At 71.7% G+C, this 16,640-nt stretch carries 16 protein-coding genes; 8 read left to right on the forward strand and 8 right to left on the reverse strand.

Annotated features, from left to right (window positions below; translation table 11 throughout):
* Positions 1-21: 21 nt before the first annotated feature.
* Positions 22-261, forward strand: coding sequence for a hypothetical protein (locus tag ACFWDI_RS13410; protein ID WP_327326444.1), 240 nt, complete (start codon positions 22-24; stop codon positions 259-261).
* On the opposite strand, the gene ACFWDI_RS13415 is transcribed toward ACFWDI_RS13410, so the two are convergent.
* From ACFWDI_RS13415 to ACFWDI_RS13425, 3 genes are all read right to left on the reverse strand, one after another.
* A complete protein-coding gene (locus ACFWDI_RS13415) occupies positions 209-973 on the reverse strand; it encodes an SDR family NAD(P)-dependent oxidoreductase (RefSeq protein ID WP_385303606.1) in 765 nt (254 codons plus the stop codon). The two genes, ACFWDI_RS13410 and ACFWDI_RS13415, sit on opposite strands and share 53 nt — an antisense overlap.
* A 32-nt stretch (positions 974-1,005) precedes the next feature.
* On the reverse strand, positions 1,006-1,827 hold the full coding sequence (locus ACFWDI_RS13420) for an Fpg/Nei family DNA glycosylase (protein WP_385303608.1): 822 nt from the start codon (positions 1,825-1,827) through the stop codon (positions 1,006-1,008).
* Between the two features lie 79 nt (positions 1,828-1,906).
* Complete coding sequence (locus ACFWDI_RS13425; protein ID WP_385303610.1) at positions 1,907-6,541, reverse strand: ATP-dependent helicase; 4,635 nt, start codon at positions 6,539-6,541, stop codon at positions 1,907-1,909.
* A gap of 91 nt (positions 6,542-6,632) precedes the next feature.
* Between ACFWDI_RS13425 and ACFWDI_RS13430 the strand changes: the two genes are divergently transcribed.
* Genes ACFWDI_RS13430 through ACFWDI_RS13440 form a run of 3 tightly spaced genes read left to right on the forward strand, consistent with a single transcriptional unit; the run spans position 6,633 to position 8,651 of the window.
* The gene (locus tag ACFWDI_RS13430) at positions 6,633-7,493 is read left to right on the forward strand and encodes an AraC family transcriptional regulator (RefSeq protein WP_327326448.1); all 861 of its coding nucleotides are present in this window, start codon (positions 6,633-6,635) and stop codon (positions 7,491-7,493) included.
* Between the two features lie 10 nt (positions 7,494-7,503).
* Complete coding sequence (locus tag ACFWDI_RS13435) at positions 7,504-8,346, forward strand: AzlC family ABC transporter permease (RefSeq protein ID WP_385303612.1); 843 nt, start codon at positions 7,504-7,506, stop codon at positions 8,344-8,346.
* Positions 8,343-8,651 carry an AzlD domain-containing protein gene (locus tag ACFWDI_RS13440; RefSeq protein WP_327326450.1) on the forward strand — a complete coding sequence of 103 codons (309 nt, stop codon included), beginning with the start codon at positions 8,343-8,345 and terminating at the stop codon, positions 8,649-8,651. Before ACFWDI_RS13435 ends, ACFWDI_RS13440 begins: the two co-directional genes overlap by 4 nt.
* A gap of 35 nt (positions 8,652-8,686) precedes the next feature.
* On the opposite strand, the gene ACFWDI_RS13445 is transcribed toward ACFWDI_RS13440, so the two are convergent.
* Positions 8,687-9,622, reverse strand: a complete 936-nt coding sequence (locus ACFWDI_RS13445; protein WP_385303614.1) for a hypothetical protein — start codon at positions 9,620-9,622, stop codon at positions 8,687-8,689.
* Positions 9,623-9,701: 79 nt separating this feature from the next.
* Here ACFWDI_RS13445 and ACFWDI_RS13450 point away from each other — a divergent pair, with 79 nt between their 5' ends.
* From ACFWDI_RS13450 to recX, 4 genes are all read left to right on the forward strand, one after another.
* Positions 9,702-9,896 (forward strand): DUF3046 domain-containing protein, encoded by a 195-nt coding sequence (locus tag ACFWDI_RS13450; protein ID WP_327326452.1) that lies wholly within the window; start codon positions 9,702-9,704, stop codon positions 9,894-9,896.
* 315 nt (positions 9,897-10,211) lie between these two features.
* A complete protein-coding gene (locus ACFWDI_RS13455; protein WP_385303780.1) occupies positions 10,212-11,381 on the forward strand; it encodes an AI-2E family transporter in 1,170 nt (389 codons plus the stop codon).
* Positions 11,382-11,671: 290 nt separating this feature from the next.
* The gene (gene recA / locus ACFWDI_RS13460; protein ID WP_326653017.1) at positions 11,672-12,796 is read left to right on the forward strand and encodes a recombinase RecA; all 1,125 of its coding nucleotides are present in this window, start codon (positions 11,672-11,674) and stop codon (positions 12,794-12,796) included.
* Between the two features lie 3 nt (positions 12,797-12,799).
* Positions 12,800-13,381: a recombination regulator RecX gene (gene recX, locus ACFWDI_RS13465; RefSeq protein WP_385303615.1), complete on the forward strand. Its 582-nt coding sequence runs from the start codon at positions 12,800-12,802 to the stop codon at positions 13,379-13,381.
* Positions 13,382-13,902: 521 nt separating this feature from the next.
* Here recX and ACFWDI_RS13470 read toward each other — a convergent pair.
* The 4 genes from ACFWDI_RS13470 to ACFWDI_RS13485 form a co-directional block, all read right to left on the reverse strand.
* The gene (locus ACFWDI_RS13470; RefSeq protein ID WP_385303616.1) at positions 13,903-14,289 is read right to left on the reverse strand and encodes a rhodanese-like domain-containing protein; all 387 of its coding nucleotides are present in this window, start codon (positions 14,287-14,289) and stop codon (positions 13,903-13,905) included.
* Positions 14,286-14,822: a cysteine dioxygenase gene (locus ACFWDI_RS13475; protein WP_385303617.1), complete on the reverse strand. Its 537-nt coding sequence runs from the start codon at positions 14,820-14,822 to the stop codon at positions 14,286-14,288. The genes ACFWDI_RS13470 and ACFWDI_RS13475 overlap by 4 nt, the downstream gene beginning before the upstream one ends.
* A gap of 70 nt (positions 14,823-14,892) precedes the next feature.
* Positions 14,893-14,940: a hypothetical protein gene (locus tag ACFWDI_RS13480; RefSeq protein ID WP_309506048.1), complete on the reverse strand. Its 48-nt coding sequence runs from the start codon at positions 14,938-14,940 to the stop codon at positions 14,893-14,895.
* A gap of 71 nt (positions 14,941-15,011) precedes the next feature.
* Complete coding sequence (locus ACFWDI_RS13485; protein ID WP_385303619.1) at positions 15,012-16,607, reverse strand: FAD-dependent monooxygenase; 1,596 nt, start codon at positions 16,605-16,607, stop codon at positions 15,012-15,014.
* Positions 16,608-16,640 lie beyond the last annotated feature (33 nt).

Genomic DNA, 16,640 nt, shown 5'->3' on the forward strand with positions numbered 1-16,640 from the left:
CGTGGGCCGGAGGAGGCAGCCATGGCAGTACGCGGGGTGGTCCTCGTGCCGGTGGTCGCTCTCGGGCTCGTGGTCGGCGGGCTGTGGTGGTGGGCCGTGCTGCGGCTGGTGCTCATACCGCAGCAGGCGGGGCTTGTCGAGGGTGCGATGGCGGCGGGCGGGTGGGGGCTGAGTCTGCTGCCGGTGCATGTGACGGCTTCCCGCGAGATCACCAGGGCATCGCCACGCCGCCGTTCGGGCGGAGAATCTGGCCCGTCGTGAAGGACGATGCGTCGGACGCCAGATGAAGGACCGTATGGGCGATGTCCTGCGGCTCGCCGACTCGGCGCAGCGGGGACATCCGGACCATGGTCGCCTCGGCCTTGAGCTGGAGCGCCTCGTCGTGGCGGTCGGTCATGGGAGTGCGGATCCAGCCGGGGGCGACGGCGTTGACGCGGATGGAGTGTGGCCCGAGCTCGGTTGCGAGGGTCTTGGTGAGCTGCACCACCGCCGCTTTGGCCACGCTGTAGCAGAGCAGACCGGCATTCGCGGCGTCGACGGCGCCCGAGGCCATGGTGACGATGGAGCCGTGCGTGCCCGCGGCGATCATGGCGCGGGCCGACTCCTGGCATGCGTACAGAATCCCTTTGAAGTTGACCGCGAGGACACGGTCGAGATCCTCGTCCCTCGTCTCCAGGACCGTGCTGCTGTGCATGATGCCGGCGATGGCCGCCATGACATCGAGCCGGTCCGCGCTCGCGATCGCGGCCCTGAGCCGGGCGCGGTCGGTGACGTCGAGGGTGTGGGTGTGTGCGGCCCCACCCGCGTCGGCGATCAGGGTCCGGGTCTCGTGGAGGCCCTTTTCGTCGAGGTCGGCGCAGTGGACGGTGGCTCCCGCCTCGGCGAGGAGGACGGCGGAGGCGCGGCCGATGCCGCTGGCCGCGCCGGTGACGAACGCGGTGCGGCCGGTGAGGTCGTACGCCTTGAGGGCCATGCGGGGAAGGTACGACCGGATCTGACGGGTCGTCAACTAGTGGGTCCTGTTTGGCAGCGAGGGCACCAGTAGGTGGGGCGCTCGCGGCTGCCGTCGCCCTGGTCTGCCTTGCGGATGAGGGTGCCGCAGCGCAGACAGGGCATACCCTCGCGCCCGTAGACATGGAGGCGGGGACCGGGGCGGCGGCCGCCGGTCGGGGCTGCCGTGTTCGCCGTGGTACGGCGGTCGAAGCTGTGCTTGTTGGCTTCCAGGAGGCGGTGAGCCGTGATCATGAGCCGCTCCGTGATGCCGGCGGGGAGCTCGCCGACGGGCAGCCAGGGCGTCACGCGGGCCAGGAACGCGAGTTCCGACTTGTAGACATTGCCGATGCCGGCGAGATTGCGCTGATCGAGCAGCGCCTCGCCGAGGGGCCTGGCCGGGTCGGCGAGCAGATTGCAGACTGCGATGTCCGCGTCCCAGTCCGGGCCCAGCAGGTCCGGGCCGAGATGTCCCACCGCCTGCTCCTCGTCGGCGGTGCGCAGCAGCTCCAGGACGGGGAGCCGGTAGCCGACGGCGGTGTGTGCGGCGTTGCCGAGGATGGCACGGATCTGGTGCGTGGGGCCGCCGCGCCAGCGCTCACCGGAGCCGTACACCTGCCAGGAGCCGTCCATACGGAGGTGCGAGTGCAGGGTGAGGCCGCCCTCGACGCGGGTCAGGAGGTGCTTGCCGCGCGGGGTGACGTCCAGGACGGTCCGGCCGGTGAGATCGGCAGTGGCGAAACGCGGGACGCGCAGGTCGGAACGGGTCAGGACCTGCCCGGCGAGTGCGGTGTGCAGGCGCTGGGCGGTCAGCCAGACGGTGTCTCCTTCGGGCATGGCATCCATGATGCGGGACACGGCGGTCCGGGGGGCAGCGGCTTGGGGCTCAGGGGCTTGGCGGTTAGCGGCTTGGCGCTCAGGGGCGCAGACGCAGCCCCCTCGGGGTGGCGTGGAAGCCCGCGGTCTCCAGGGCGCGGGCCAGCGGAGAGGTCAGCGCCGGTGTGCCGTTGGCCCGCTCCACCGTGATGGTGCCGAGCGCGCCCGCGCGAGCGGCATTGGCCAGGGCATCGCACGCCGCGTGGAGGGCGAGGGCGTCCGGGTCGGTCGCCCAGGCCAGCAGGGTCTTACCGCCTCGCTCCAGGTAGAGCGTGAGCTCGCCGTCCACGAGGACCACCAGCGAGCCCGCCTTGCGGCCGGGCTTGTGCCCGGCACCGGTCGGCGGCTCGGGCCATGGCAGAGCGGCCCCGTACGCATTGGCGGGATCCGCGGCGGCCAGCACAACGGCGCGGGGTGCCGTCTGCTCATCGGCCCGGTCCTTTGCCGTGGCCGCCGCACGGAGGCGGTCGACCGCGCCGTCCATCGCGAACTGGGCCGCGCCGAGCCCCTCCACGACATAGCCGCGGCGCGCCTGTCCGCTGTCCTCGAACGCCGAGAGGATCCGGTACGTCGCGGAGAAGCCTCCTTCCACGCCCTCGGCCGCCACCGCGCCCCGGGTCACCACGCCATGGCGGTCGAGGAGCGTACGGGCCAGGGCATGTGCCCGGTGGGTCGGGTCGGGCTCGGTGGCCGGGAGCAGGGACCAGCGGCCGCTCACTGTCGGCGGTCCCGTACGGGATGCGGGGCGGGCGGCCGCGGTCAGGCTGCCGTAGCGCCCGCGGGGGACGGTCCGCTTGGCACGGTGGGCCGTGGAACCGGCGGTGCGGCCCGATCCGAGCAGCGAACGCAGTGGAGCCAGCGTGTCGTTGGTGAGCCGGCCGGACCAGGCCAGGTCCCAGATGACATCGGCCAGTTGGGCATCGGAGGCGTCCGGGTGTGTGGTGGCCCGGACCTGGTCGGTGATCTGGCGGAAGAACAGCCCGTAGCCGGGGGAGAGGGCGCTGAGGACGGACTCGTGCAGCGCGGTGAGTTCCAGGGGGTGGGGCGGAGGGAGAAGCAGCGGGGCGGTGTCGGCGAGGTAGAGGGAGATCCAGCCGTCCTTGCCGGGCAGCGAGCCCGCTCCGGCCCACACGACCTCGCCCGTCGTGGTGAGTTCGTCGAGAAGGGCAGGGGTGTAGCCGGAGACACGGGACGGGATGATCAGCTTCTCGAGGGCGGAGGCGGGGACCGCTGCGCCTTGGAGCTGCTCGATGGCGCGCGCCAGTCCGTCGATGCCGCGCAGGCTGTTGCTGCCCAGGTGCTGCCACTTGGGGAGGAAGGTGGCGAGCGCGGCGGGCGGGACCGGCTCCAGCTCATGGCGCAGGGCTGCCAGCGAGCGGCGGCGCAGCCGGCGCAGCACGGTCGCGTCGCACCACTCCTGGCCGATGCCGGAAGGGTGGAACTCCCCCTGTACGACCCGCCCGTTCGCCGCGAGGCGCTGCAGTGCACCGTCCGTGACGGCCGTGCCCAGGCCGAAGCGGGCCGCCGCCTGGGTCGAGGTGAACGGGCCGTGCGTACGCGCGAACCGGGCGAGCAGGTCGCCCAGCGGGTCCTTGACCGGCTCGGTGAACGCCTCCGGAACGCCCACCGGGAGCGCCGTGCCCAGCGCGTCGCGCAGCCGGCCCGCGTCCTCGACCGCCGCCCAGTGGTCCGCGCCCGCGATCCGGACCCGGATGGCCCGGCGCGACGCCGCCAGATCCTGTGGCCACTGAGGGTCGCCGCCGCGCTCGGCCAGCTCGGCATCGGTGAGCGGGCCGAGGATCCGCAGCAGATCGGCGACGCCCTCCTCGTCCTTGATCCGGCGGTCCTCGGCGAGCCACTGCAGCTCCCGCTCCAGCTCGGCGAGCACATCGGCGTCGAGCAGCTCCCGCAGCTCGGCCTGGCCGAGGAGTTCGGCGAGCAGCCGGGAGTCCAGCGAGAGGGCGGCGGCGCGACGCTCGGCGAGGGGCGAGTCCCCCTCGTACAGGAACTGGGCGACATAACCGAACAGCAGCGACCGTGCGAAGGGAGAGGGCTCCGGGGTGGTGACCTCGACCAGCCGGACCCGGCGGGACTCGATATCACCCATCAGCTCGGTGAGGCCGGGGACGTCGAAGACATCCTGGAGGCATTCGCGGACCGCCTCGAGGACGATCGGGAAGGACCCGAACTCGCTCGCCACCTGCAGCAGTTGGGCCGCCCGCTGGCGCTGCTGCCACAGCGGGGTGCGCTTGCCGGGGCTGCGCCTGGGGAGCAGCAGCGCACGCGCGGCGCACTCGCGGAACCGGGAGGCGAAGAGCGCGGAGCCGCCCACCTGGTCGGTGACGATCTGATTGATCTCGCCCTTGTCGAAGACGGTGTCCGCCGCGCCGACCGGTGCCTGCTCGCTGTCGAACGTCGTGTCGAGGTGGACCGGGTCCTGGTCGAGGAGGTCCAGGCCCATCAGATCCGCGTCCGGCAGCCGCAGCACGATGCCGTCGTCGGCATGCATGACCTGAGCATCCATGCCGTACCGCTCGGCGAGCCGGGCACCGAGCGCCAGCGCCCACGGCGCGTGCACCTGGGCCCCGAAAGGGGAGTGGATCACGACCCGCCAGTCGCCCAGCTCATCGCGGAAACGCTCGACCAGGATCGTCCGGTCGTCCGGCACATGGCCGCAGGCCCGGCGCTGCTCGTCGAGATAGCCGAGGACATTGTCGGCTGCCCAGGCGTCCAGACCGGCGGCCAGCAGACGGAGCCGGGCGTCCTCGGGGGTCAGGCCGCCGACCTCGCGGAGGAACGCGCCCACCGCGCGGCCCAGTTCGAGCGGGCGGCCGAGCTGGTCGCCCTTCCAGAAGGGGAGCCGGCCCGGCACGCCGGGGGCCGGTGAGACGAGCACCCGGTCGCGGGTGATGTCCTCGATCCGCCAGGAGGTGGTGCCCAGGGTGAAGACATCGCCCACCCGGGACTCGTACACCATCTCCTCGTCGAGCTCGCCGACCCGGCCGCCGCCCTTCTTCGGGTCCGCGCCTGCCAGGAAGACGCCGAAGAGGCCGCGGTCGGGAATGGTGCCGCCGGAGGTGACGGCGAGTCGTTGCGCGCCCGGGCGGCCCGTGACCGTGCCCGCGACGCGGTCCCAGACCACGCGGGGGCGGAGCTCGGCGAAGGCGTCGGAGGGATAGCGTCCGGCGAGCATGTCGAGGACGGCGGTGAAGGCCGACTCGGGCAGCGAGGCGAACGGCGCGGCCCGGCGGACCAGAGCCAGTAGATCGTCGACCTGCCAGGTGTCGAGGGCGACCATCGCGACAAGCTGCTGTGCCAGTACGTCCAGGGGGTTGGACGGGACACGGAGCGCCTCGATGGAGCCGGTGCGCATTCGCTCGGTGACCACGGCCGCCTGCACCAGATCGCCCCGGTACTTGGGGAAGACGACGCCGGTGGAGACCGCGCCCACCTGGTGGCCGGCGCGGCCGACCCGCTGCAGGCCGGAGGCGACGGACGGCGGGGACTCGACCTGGACCACCAGGTCGACCGCGCCCATGTCGATACCCAGCTCCAGGCTGGAGGTGGCCACAACGGCCGGCAGCCGGCCCGCCTTCAGGTCCTCCTCGACCAGCGCCCGCTGCTCCTTGGAGACCGAGCCGTGGTGTGCGCGGGCGAGCAGGGGAGGGGCGCCCTGTGCGGCTCCGGACTGCGCCATGATCTCGGCCGGTGGTGGCTTTTCGGGCATTGCCTCACCGGTGGCGCGTTCGTACGCGATCTCATTGAGGCGGTTGCACAACCGCTCTGCCAGGCGGCGGGAGTTGGCGAAGACGATCGTGGAGCGGTGTGCCTGGACGAGATCCGCGATGCGCTCCTCGACATGCGGCCAGATGGACGGCTTCTCGCCATTGCCGGATGAGGACGACGAGACCTCGGACGCGGGGGAGCCGCCCAACTCGCCCAGATCCTCGACCGGGACGACCACCGACAGGTCGAACTCCTTGCCCGAGGGCGGCTGGACGATCTTCACCTTGCGCTGCGGTGACAGATAGCGGGCCACTTCGTCCACCGGCCGTACCGTCGCGGACAGGCCGATCCGCCGGGCCGGGCGTGGCAGCAGCTCGTCGAGCCGCTCCAGCGACACAGCGAGGTGCGCGCCCCGCTTCGTGCCGGCGACGGCGTGCACCTCGTCGAGGATCACTGTCTCGATCCCCGACAGCGCGTCCCGTGCCGAGGAGGTGAGCATCAGGAACAGCGACTCGGGCGTGGTGATCAGGATGTCCGGCGGCTTGGTGGCCATCGAACGCCGCTCGGCGGGCGGGGTGTCACCCGAGCGGATACCGACCCGCACCTCAGGCTCCGGCAGCCCGAGCCGCACGGACTCCTGACGGATCCCGGTGAGTGGACTGCGGAGATTGCGCTCGACGTCGACCGCGAGTGCCTTGAGCGGCGATACGTACAGCACGCGGCAGCGCATCTTCGCGTCCGCGGGCGGCGGCGCGGATGCGAGGCGGTCCAGCGCGGCGAGGAACGCGGCCAGGGTCTTGCCGGAGCCCGTCGGTGCCACGACCAGCACGTCCGAGCCCTCCCCGATGGCCTGCCAGGCCCCGTCCTGTGCGGCGGTGGGCGCGCTGAACGCCCCCGTGAACCAGCTTCGGGTCGCGGGAGAGAAGGAGTCGAGTGCAGACCTGGCCATGCCCCCTATCGTGCACCGCACCACTGACAATCAGCTGTCCAGGTCATGGACCCCCAGGTCAGCGATGAGGCGGCCGGAGCACAATGGCTGCATGGGGCGGCCGATACCGCACGAGTGGGCGAGGCACTGGCAGTACGAGGAACTGCCGGGCCTCGATCTGCTGCGTGCCCGATATGTTCGGCACACCTTCCCGCGCCACAGCCACGAGGGCTTCACCTTCGGCGCGGTCACCGGCGGTCTCGAGGACGTGAGCCTGCCGGAGGGAGTCATCCAAGCAGGCCCCGGAACCGTCGTCATGATCAACCCGGAGGTGCCGCACGCCGCCCGCGCCGGGGTGCCCGAAGGCTGGACGTACGCCACCCTCTACCCCTCCGTGGAGCTCGTCTCCGACATCGCCGGGGCCGTGACCACGCTCCGCGGCACCCCCGGATTCGCCGAGACGATCGTCGAGGACCCCAAGACCGCCCAGCTGATCCGCGGGGTGCACCGGGCGGCGGAGGAAGGCAACGCACTGGCCGCCGACAGCCTGCTGCGCATCGCGGTGGCCCGGCTGCTCGGCCGCCACGGAAGCGCCCTCCCCTCCCGTGCGCCCACGGCCTCCGGCGCCCGCACCGCCGCCCTCGCGAAGGAGCTCCTCGAGGAGCGGATGGCCGAGCCGCCCTCCCTGGAACAGCTGGCGAAGGAGCTCGGCAGCAGCCCCTTCGCGCTGCTGCGCGCCTTCAAGGCGGCATACGGCATGCCGCCGCACACCTGGCTCACCGACGCGCGTGTGCGCCGCGCCCGCCATCTCCTGGAGGCAGACACAGCGCCCGCCGAGGCGGCCGTCGCCGTCGGCTTCACCGACCAGCCGCATCTGAACCGGCACTTCACCCGGATCGTCGGCGTCCCGCCCGGGGCGTACCGCAAGGAGCGCGCAAGAACGTACAAGACCACCGGCGAGGGCCCCGCGTAAGTTCCCCGTCGTGGCAGAACAGACAGCTCCCCCAGAGATTCACACGATGGCCTCATCAGAGATACGCACCACCGCGGAGCCCGTGTCCAAGCCGGACTCGGCCGTCGTGCGCGACGCGCTCGGCGTCGGCATCGCCGTCGGCCTGTCCGGCTTCGCCTTCGGCGTGACCTCCGCAGGATCCGGCCTCAGCCTGCTGCAGACATGTGCGCTCAGCCTGCTGGTCTTCACCGGTGCCTCGCAGTTCGCGCTGGTCGGTGCGATCGCGGCCGGCGGCAATCCGCTCGCCGCCGCCGCGGGCGCCTTCTTCCTCGGCGTACGCAACGCGTTCTACGGGCTCCGGCTGTCCCAGCTGCTCGCCCTGCCCCGCTTCGTACGCCCCTTCGCGGCGCACTGGGTCATCGACGAGACCACGGCTGTCGCCCTCGCCCAGCCCACGCGGCGCGCCGTGCGCCTCGGCTTCACCGTCACCGGGCTGACCCTGTATGTGCTGTGGAACCTCACCACGCTCCTGGGGGCGCTCGGCGCCGAAGCCATCGGCGACACCGCCGCCTGGGGGCTGGACGCCGCAGGACCTGCGGTCTTCCTCGCGCTCCTCGCGCCCATGCTGCGGACGACGACCGAGCGGGCTGTCGCAGGACTGGCGGTGATCCTGGGGCTCGGGTTCCTGCCGGTGCTGCCCGCCGGAGTGCCGGTGCTGGTCGCCGCGCTGGCCGCGCCCGCCGTCCTCTGGTTCAAGGGCCGCACGATCGCCGACGGCACGAAGAGCGACAGCACGTTCGCCGACAGCACAAAGACAGACAGCATGACGACACACGGCAAGAAGGCAGACAGCGCGAAGGGCGAGGACCGTTGAGCATCTGGATCGCGATCGCGGCGACCGCCGTCGGCTGCTACCTCGTGAAGCTGGTCGGCCTGCTCGTCCCGGCCGACGCCCTCGAGCGGCCCCTGGTCCAGCGGCTGGCCGCCCTGCTGCCCGTCGCCCTGCTGGCCGCGCTCACCGCGCAGCAGACCTTCAGCGCCGACAACTCCCTCGTCCTCGACGCACGGGCCGCGGGCCTTGCGGCGGCAGCGCTCGCACTGGTCCTGCGCGCCCCCTTCCTGGTGGTCGTCGGGGCGGCGGTGGCGGTCACGGCGGGCGTGCGCGCACTCGGGGGCTGACCACACGGAGGGGCAAACGACGGCGGCCGGTCGCGTCAGCCGATGGCGCGACCGTGCGCCCGTAGCGTCCGCAGCGCCTCGATCGTCATGATCGGCCGCGACTCCAGGGCTGTGCCGGGTGCCCACTGGCGCCAGTTGACGGGCCAGCCGCCGTCCTCGCGCTGCTCTTCCGCGAGATGCTCGAGCGAACGCGCCATCTCCTCGTCCGTGAACCAGCGGCGGGCGAGTGACTGTGGCGTACGGGCGTAGTCGTGCGGGAAGTGATGCTCCTGCGGCGCGTAGCCAGGCGCGACCGGGTACTCGTCGAGTCGCTCCGGATCCAGCACCGCCAGGCGCTGCTCGCGCACCAGCCGGCCGAGTCGGCCCGCCGCGGCCTCGGCGCGCGAGCGGTCCGGGGCGCCGTCCAGGAAGGCCAAGGCGGCCTCGATCTCATACGGATGGGACTTCTCCAGCGCGTCGACGGCGGCCCAGCAGAAGTCCGTGGCCCGGAACAGCCAGGCGTGCCACACCTGATTACGGTGCAGCAGCCCCACCACGGGACCCGTCGCGAGCAGCTCGCTCGGCGGGTCGTCGACGATGGGGATGAAGGGCGCGGACGGATAGCCGCGCTGGGACGGGTGGATCGCGGGCAGTGCCCCGTCGTGCGTCGACACCTCCGTGAGGTAACGGCACATCCGCTCCACGCGCAGTCCGCCGCAGCGGCCGATGGAGTCGAGGATGCGCAGGGCGTGAGCCGTGTGCAGCGGCTGGCTGACGGGGCCGCGGAGATCGGGTTCGAGGGCGTGGCCGTAACCGCCGTCCTCGTTGAGGTACGCGGCCAGAGCTGTCTCGACGGTGTCCGAGCCGCCGACGAGGAAGTGGTACGCGAACCGCCGCTGTTCCAGCACCCGGGCCGTCAGCCAGATGAAGTGCTCGGCGCGGGCGAGGGGGGACGCGAGCGAGGACGCGGGGGTTGCTCCGGTTCCAGCCATGTTCTGACCGTAGGGCGGAAAGGCCTTTCGGCAAGAGGGACGGACGCGGCTGCACCCCCAGGGGCGGGATACTGAGGTCATGCGGTTGACGATTTTCTGGGAGCGGATGGCGGACCACTTCGGTCAGGCGTACGCCGATTCCTTCGCGCGCGACCATGTGATGGCCGAGCTCGGGGGCCGTACGGTCCATGAGGCGCTGGCCGCCGGCTGGGAGACGAAGGATGTGTGGCGCGGAGTCTGCGCCGCCGTCGGAATCCCCGTGGACAAACGCTGAGGCGAGCGGTGCGGCGCATGGTCACGCGAGCGACGGGACGAGCGGCCGGAAATCGGTGGGAGGAGCGGTGAGACACGGGGCGGCCGATTACCCCCGGCAGTCATGGGCGACACTGGCCGCGTGGCCCCGACCGACAAGACCGACCAGGACATGACCGCTGAGGACGTGCCCAACCAGGACATGACCGCTGAGGACATGCCCGACCAGGACGTGCCTGCCGAGGGCATAGCCGCCGAAGGCATAGCCGCTCAGGACACGACCCCACCGACCGTGCCGCCTCCCGCACCTGAGGGCGGCCCCGGTGGCTCCGGCCGTATGCCCCGCTGGCTGCCGCGTGCCATGGTGCTCGCGCTGGCGCTCTTCGCCTGCTTCCAGCTCGGCAGCTGGGCCTTCCACCAGCTCATCGGGCTGCTGATCAATATCCTGATCGCCTTCTTCCTGGCGCTGGCGATCGAACCGGCGGTCGGCCGGATGGCAGCGCGCGGCATGCGCCGCGGCCTCGCCACCTTCCTGGTCTTCTTCGCCGTACTGATCGCGGGTGCCGGCTTCATCGTGCTGCTCGGCTCGATGCTGGCGGGCCAGATCGTCGACATGGTCGAGGACTTCCCCAAGTACCTCGACTCGGTGATCCGCTGGATCAACGACACCTTCCACACCGAGCTCTCCCGGGTGGAGGTCCAGGACAGCCTGCTGCGCTCGGACTGGCTGCGGAAGTACGTCCAGAACAGCGCGAGCGGAGTGCTGGACATCTCCGCCACCGTGCTCGGCGGGCTGTTCAAGCTGCTGACGATCTTCCTGTTCTCGTTCTACTTCGCGGCCGACGGGCCCCGGCTGCGCCGCGCGATCTGCTCCGTACTGCCGCCGGCCAAGCAGACCGAGGTGCTGCGCGCCTGGGAGATCGCGGTCGACAAGACCGGCGGCTACCTCTACTCGCGCGGCTTGATGGCTCTGATCTCCGGCGTCGCGCACTACATCCTGCTGGAGATCCTGGGTGTGCCGTACGCCCCGGCGCTCGCGGTCTGGGTCGGTCTGGTCTCGCAGTTCATCCCGACCATCGGTACGTATCTGGCGGGCGCGTTGCCGATGCTGATCGCCTTCACCGTCAACCCCTGGTACGCGTTGTGGGTGCTCGGATTCGTCGTGATCTACCAGCAGTTCGAGAACTATGTGCTGCAGCCCAAGCTCACCTCGAAGACCGTCGACATACACCCGGCGGTGGCCTTCGGCTCGGTTGTCGCGGGCACAGCGCTGCTGGGAGCGGTCGGCGCGCTGATCGCGATCCCGGCGGTGGCCACCCTCCAGGCGTTCCTCGGCGCGTATGTGAAGCGGTACGCCGTGACCGACGATCCGCGTGTGCATGGCCACCGGCTGCGCGACGGAAGGACGTTCGCGCGGGTGTGGCACGTGCTGCGAAAGGGTCGTAACGCTCCGGTCGCCGGCGCAGGCGGGCGGAATGCCGGAGCGGACACCGACGACGGGGCCTGAAGCAGGACTCCCGGCCGTCGGAGACGGGAGGGGCGGGTCGCCCTGTGCCGGAAGGCACCGGCTTGCGTGACGAGCCGGGCGACGAGCCGTGTGATGCGCGGTTCGGCGGGCCGACCGGTGTGCCGGGTGGTGCGCTTGACACCAAAATCGAACATCCATTCTTATGGGATTCCGGCCCTCGGTTTCCGAGAGTTATCCACAGGCTGGAAGGACGTCGGCGCCCATTGTCAGTGGCAGGGGTTAGCGTCTTTGACGTGAAGCGATCGACTCAAGCAAATCGGGTGGAACCCATGGCAGGAACCGACCGCGAGAAGGCGCTCGACGCCGCGCTCGCACAGATTGAACGGCAATTCGGCAAGGGCGCGGTGATGCGCCTGGGCGAGCGGCCGAACGAGCCCATCGAGGTCATCCCCACCGGGTCGACCGCGCTCGACGTCGCGCTCGGCGTCGGCGGCCTACCGCGCGGCCGCGTGGTGGAGGTGTACGGACCGGAATCCTCCGGTAAGACCACCCTCACGCTGCACGCCGTGGCCAACGCCCAGAAGGCGGGCGGTTCGGTGGCCTTCATCGACGCCGAGCACGCCCTCGACCCCGAGTACGCGAAGAAGCTGGGCGTCGACATCGACAACCTGATCCTGTCCCAGCCGGACAACGGCGAGCAGGCGCTCGAGATCGTCGACATGCTCATCCGCTCCGGCGCCCTCGACCTGATCGTCATCGACTCCGTCGCGGCGCTGGTGCCGCGCGCGGAAATCGAGGGCGAGATGGGCGACTCGCACGTCGGTCTGCAGGCGCGGCTGATGAGCCAGGCGCTCCGGAAGATCACCAGCGCGCTGAACCAGTCCAAGACCACCGCGATCTTCATCAACCAGCTCCGCGAGAAGATCGGTGTGATGTTCGGCTCGCCGGAGACCACGACCGGTGGCCGGGCACTGAAGTTCTACGCCTCGGTGCGGCTCGACATCCGTCGTATCGAGACCCTGAAGGACGGCACGGACGCGGTCGGCAACCGCACCCGCGTCAAGGTCGTCAAGAACAAGGTCGCGCCGCCCTTCAAGCAGGCCGAGTTCGACATCCTGTACGGCCAGGGCATCAGCCGCGAGGGCGGCCTGATCGACATGGGCGTGGAGAACGGCTTCGTACGGAAGGCGGGCGCCTGGTACACGTACGAAGGCGACCAGCTGGGCCAGGGCAAGGAGAACGCCCGTAACTTCCTGAAGGACAACCCCGATCTCGCCAATGAGATCGAGAAGAAGATCAAGGAGAAGCTGGGCGTCGGCGTCAAGCCGGAGGCTCCGACGGCCGAGCCGGGCGCGGACGCAGCAGGTGCCGCGGGCGCCGAGGACGCGGCGAAGGTGCCCGCCCCGGCGGCGAAAGCCACCAAGGCGACCAAGGCCTCGGCGACCAAGAGCTGACCCGTGGCACGGCGAACGGACTGGCCGGACCCGGACAGCGGCCCCCCCTTCTCGTCGAGGGCCGAGAAGGGGGAGCCGCCACCCCAGGATCCGGCCGAGCGGGCGCGGGCGATCTGTCTGCGCCTGCTCACCGGGACCCCGCGCACGCGCAAGCAACTCGCGGACGCGCTGCACAAGCGTGAGATCCCCTCGGAGGTGGCCGAGGAGGTCCTCTCACGCTTCGAGGACGTGGGCCTGATCAACGACGCGGCTTTCGCGGACGCATGGGTGGAGTCCCGGCACCACGGCCGGGGCCTCGCCCGGCGCGCTCTTGCGCGGGAGCTGCGTACCAAGGGCGTGGACTCCGCGCTGATCGACGAGGCGGTCGGGCAGCTCGACCCCGAGCAGGAGGAGGAGACCGCCCGCGAACTGGTCGCCCGCAAACTCCGCTCCACCCGCGGCCTCGACCGCGACCGTCGTCTGCGCCGGCTGGCCGGCATGCTCGCCCGCAAGGGGTACCCGGAGGGCACGGCCCTCCGGGTGGTCAAGCGCGCCCTGGAAGAAGAGGGCGAGGACACGGACGACGTGGCGGGCGACGGCTTCTAGCGCGGCCGCCGCGGGCTGCGCGCCTGGGCTTGCAGTGCGCCCGCACCAGGGGTCCGGCCAGGGCTGAGCCTACGGTGCGCCCGCACCAGGGTGCGTCCAGCTGCGCCTGCGCCGTGGGCTGCGCCTACGCCACGCCCGCGCCGAGGGTGCAGTCCAGGGCTGGGCTTGCGTTGCGCCCGCGCCAGGGGGTGCGACCAGGGCTGACCCTTCGGTGCGCCCGCACCAGGGGTGCGACCAGGGCTGCGCCTGCGCCGTGGGCTGCGCCTACGCCGCGCCCGCGCCGAGGGTGCCGTCCAGGGCTGGGTTTACGGTGCGCCCGCGCCGGGGGGTGCGTCCAGGGGTGCGCCTACGCCGCGCCCGCAGCTGGGGCACCACCGCCCGCGCCGGCTCCCGGACATGCCAGCTCCTGGACGCGAGCCCCGGCCCGCGTCCTGGCGCCGCCCCCACCCCAGCGGCATGCTCGCGCCACCGAGTCGGCCACCGCCAAGCAGGACCGCAGGACCGGCCCGCTCCCGACGTACTTACGGCTCGACCGGCAGGCCCGCGGTCTTCCAGGCCTGGAAGCCGCCGACCAGGTCCGTCGCGCGATGGATGCCCAACTGCCGCAAGGACACGGCCGCGAGAGACGACGCGTAGCCCTCATTGCAGATCACCACGACCCGCAGATCGTGACTTACCGCCTCCGGCGCACGGTGGCTGCCCTGCGGGTCCAGCCGCCACTCCAGCTCATTGCGTTCGACGACCAGCGCACCAGGAATCAGCCCGTCCCGCTCGCGCAGCGCCGCGTACCGGATGTCCACCAGCAGCGCCCCGTCCGCGGCCGCCTCGAAGGCCTCCTTCGGCTCTACCCGGTCCAGGTCCTCCCGCACCCGCTCCAGAAGCTCGTCGATCCCGATCCGCTCGCTCACTGCCAGTCCTCCGGACGCTCGACATGCTCAAGACGGAGCACCGCGCCGGACCGGCTGAAGCGCCGGATCAGCGGCAGCGGCGGATAGTACGCATGGACCGATACGGCATGCTCGGCGGACGACTCGTTCAGCACCTCGTGCACATGGTGTGTACCGAAGGCCCGGCTTTTGCCCGCCGCCAACTGCCGCTCGCGGTCGACCCCCTCGTTCAGTTCCAGGGTCTTCCATCCGCTCGCGGGCAGCCGCACGGCGAGGGCGTTCTCCTTCAGCTCGCCCGCGGCCGTGGCGAACGCGCCGAACGATTCGGCGTGGTCGTGCCAGCCGGTCCCGGTGCCCGGCGGCCAGCCGATCAGCCACGCCTCACTGCCGCCCGGACCCTCGAGCCGTACCCAGGTACGGCCCTCGGGATCGAGTGGGAGCGAGGCGATGAGGTCGTTGTCGGCGGCGCAGCGCCGCACGAAGTCGAGCAGCTCGGCGGCGGTTGGCGCGCTCGAGTCACGGGTGGCCACAGGGGCAGAGACAGGCTGGGACATGGAAACCGTCCTGGAAGTTCGCGGGAGAGCACGCGGGCTCAGCAGGCCACAGCGCGCGAGGAAGGCGAATTCAGCAGGACGGACGACACACGCAGCCCGCATAGCGGACGAGGTCCATATGGACCCTCCGCCACAGGCGCACATTGGTGTCAGTCACGCTCCGGAGTACACCATGTCGACCCTCGAGGGTCAATTGATGTCCGCAGTGCGGTCCCTGCGTACCGCTGAGGGAGCGCCGCCACGCGCCGCGTCCGCCGCCGCGTACAGCTCCGCAGGCCGCACCCCCGTGAACGACGCGACCAGGTGCCCGTCGGGCCGCACCAGCAGCACGGTGTGCGCGGACGCGCCCGGGTAGCTCTCCGTCACCAGCAGCTCCGCCCGCACCGGCAGCGCCGTGACCGCCGCCGCCAGCCGCGGCATCACGCCCGCGCTCACCCAGTGCCGCCGGTCCCACACCCCCGTACCCGGCGCGACCAGCACCACCAGCAACTGCCCCTGCCCCAGCCTGTCCCGCAGGCGTGCGCTGGCCCCGTCGGGCACGGTCACCCGTACATCGGCGACCGGCGCGCCCGCCTCCGTGCCGACGAGCGTCTGCGCGTCGGCGTACTCAGGTGCGAGGGGGGAGTACGTGTAAACGGGGGGCGCACCCAGTGGGCCGTGCCCCAGATGGCCGTCGGTGAGGAGGGTGTCGTGCCCGCGCGCGCTGCCCGGGAAGTACGTACGCAGCGCGCTGCCGCCGCGCAGTATCGGCAGCGACTGGTCGGCGGCGCGCAGCCGCGCGGCGACGGCGGCGCGCCGCTCCGCCTGATAGCTGTCGAGCAGCGGCTCGGACGCGCCGTGGTGCCAGATGTGCGCCAGCTTCCACGCCAGGTTGTCGGCGTCCCGCAGCCCTTCGTCGAGGCCCTGGGTGCCGAGCGCGCCGAGCAGATGGGCGGCATCGCCCGCGAGGAAGGCCCGGTCCACACGCCAGCGCCGGGCGAGCCGGTGGTGCAGGGTGTAGACGCCGGTGTCGAGCAGTTCGTACGGAGGTGTCTCACCGCACCAGCCGGCCAGGGTGTCCCGCAACCGCGCCACCAGGGTGTCGGGGGTGACCAGTTCACCGCGGGGCGGCAGCAGCCAGTCAAGACGCCAGACGCCGTCCGGCAGCGGGCGGGCCGTGACCTCGTCGCCGCCCGTGCGCCACGGCGGCTGGCGGTGCAGCAACGCCTCGTCGGGCCAGGGAAGTTCGGTACGCAGGGCTGCGACGGCATGCCGTTCCACCGCCGTACGCCCCGGGAAGCGGATGCCCAGCAGCTTGCGGACCGTCGACCTGGCACCGTCACAGCCGACCAGATGGCTTCCGCGCCACCAGGTCGCCCCGGGCCCGCGGGTGTGCACGCTGATCCCGCTCGCGTCCTGCTCCAGCGAGTCCAGACGACTGTCGGTGACGAGCCGGACCAGCTGCTGCCCGGCGACGGCGTTCCGCAGTCCGCGCGTGAGCGCGTGCTGGGGGATGTGCAGCGGCGCGGGAGCGCCGCCGTCGCCGAGTACGAGCTGCCGTACGTCCTGCTTGCGCCGCATCGAGCGCCAGCCGGTCCAGCGGGCTCCTTCGGCACGGACTGTGGCGCAGCCGAGCCGTTCCACCATGGCCGCCGTGTCGGATCGCAGTACGACCGTGCGTGCGGGGCGCGGCTCGTCCTTGTCCGTGCCCTCGTCGAGTACGACGGAAGGGACACCTTGCGTGGCAAGGGCCAGCGAGAGCGCGAGCCCGACCGGCCCGGCGCCGACGATGATCACCGGGTCCACGGCGTGACTCCTCGGGCCCGAAGGGTCGTGCGG

This window comes from Streptomyces sp. NPDC060064, from assembly GCF_042736455.1.
Lineage (GTDB): Bacteria > Actinomycetota > Actinomycetes > Streptomycetales > Streptomycetaceae > Streptomyces.

Coding starts and splice junctions, on each gene's coding strand:
- ACFWDI_RS13410 (WP_327326444.1), top strand. CDS start 22: ATGGCAGTACGCGGGGTGGTCCTCGTGCCGGTGGTCGCTCTCGGGCTC.
- ACFWDI_RS13415 (WP_385303606.1), bottom strand. CDS start 973: ATGGCCCTCAAGGCGTACGACCTCACCGGCCGCACCGCGTTCGTCACC.
- ACFWDI_RS13420 (WP_385303608.1), bottom strand. CDS start 1,827: ATGCCCGAAGGAGACACCGTCTGGCTGACCGCCCAGCGCCTGCACACC.
- ACFWDI_RS13425 (WP_385303610.1), bottom strand. CDS start 6,541: ATGGCCAGGTCTGCACTCGACTCCTTCTCTCCCGCGACCCGAAGCTGG.
- ACFWDI_RS13430 (WP_327326448.1), top strand. CDS start 6,633: ATGGGGCGGCCGATACCGCACGAGTGGGCGAGGCACTGGCAGTACGAG.
- ACFWDI_RS13445 (WP_385303614.1), bottom strand. CDS start 9,622: ATGGCTGGAACCGGAGCAACCCCCGCGTCCTCGCTCGCGTCCCCCCTC.
- ACFWDI_RS13450 (WP_327326452.1), top strand. CDS start 9,702: ATGCGGTTGACGATTTTCTGGGAGCGGATGGCGGACCACTTCGGTCAG.
- ACFWDI_RS13455 (WP_385303780.1), top strand. CDS start 10,212: ATGCCCCGCTGGCTGCCGCGTGCCATGGTGCTCGCGCTGGCGCTCTTC.
- recA (WP_326653017.1), top strand. CDS start 11,672: ATGGCAGGAACCGACCGCGAGAAGGCGCTCGACGCCGCGCTCGCACAG.
- ACFWDI_RS13475 (WP_385303617.1), bottom strand. CDS start 14,822: ATGTCCCAGCCTGTCTCTGCCCCTGTGGCCACCCGTGACTCGAGCGCG.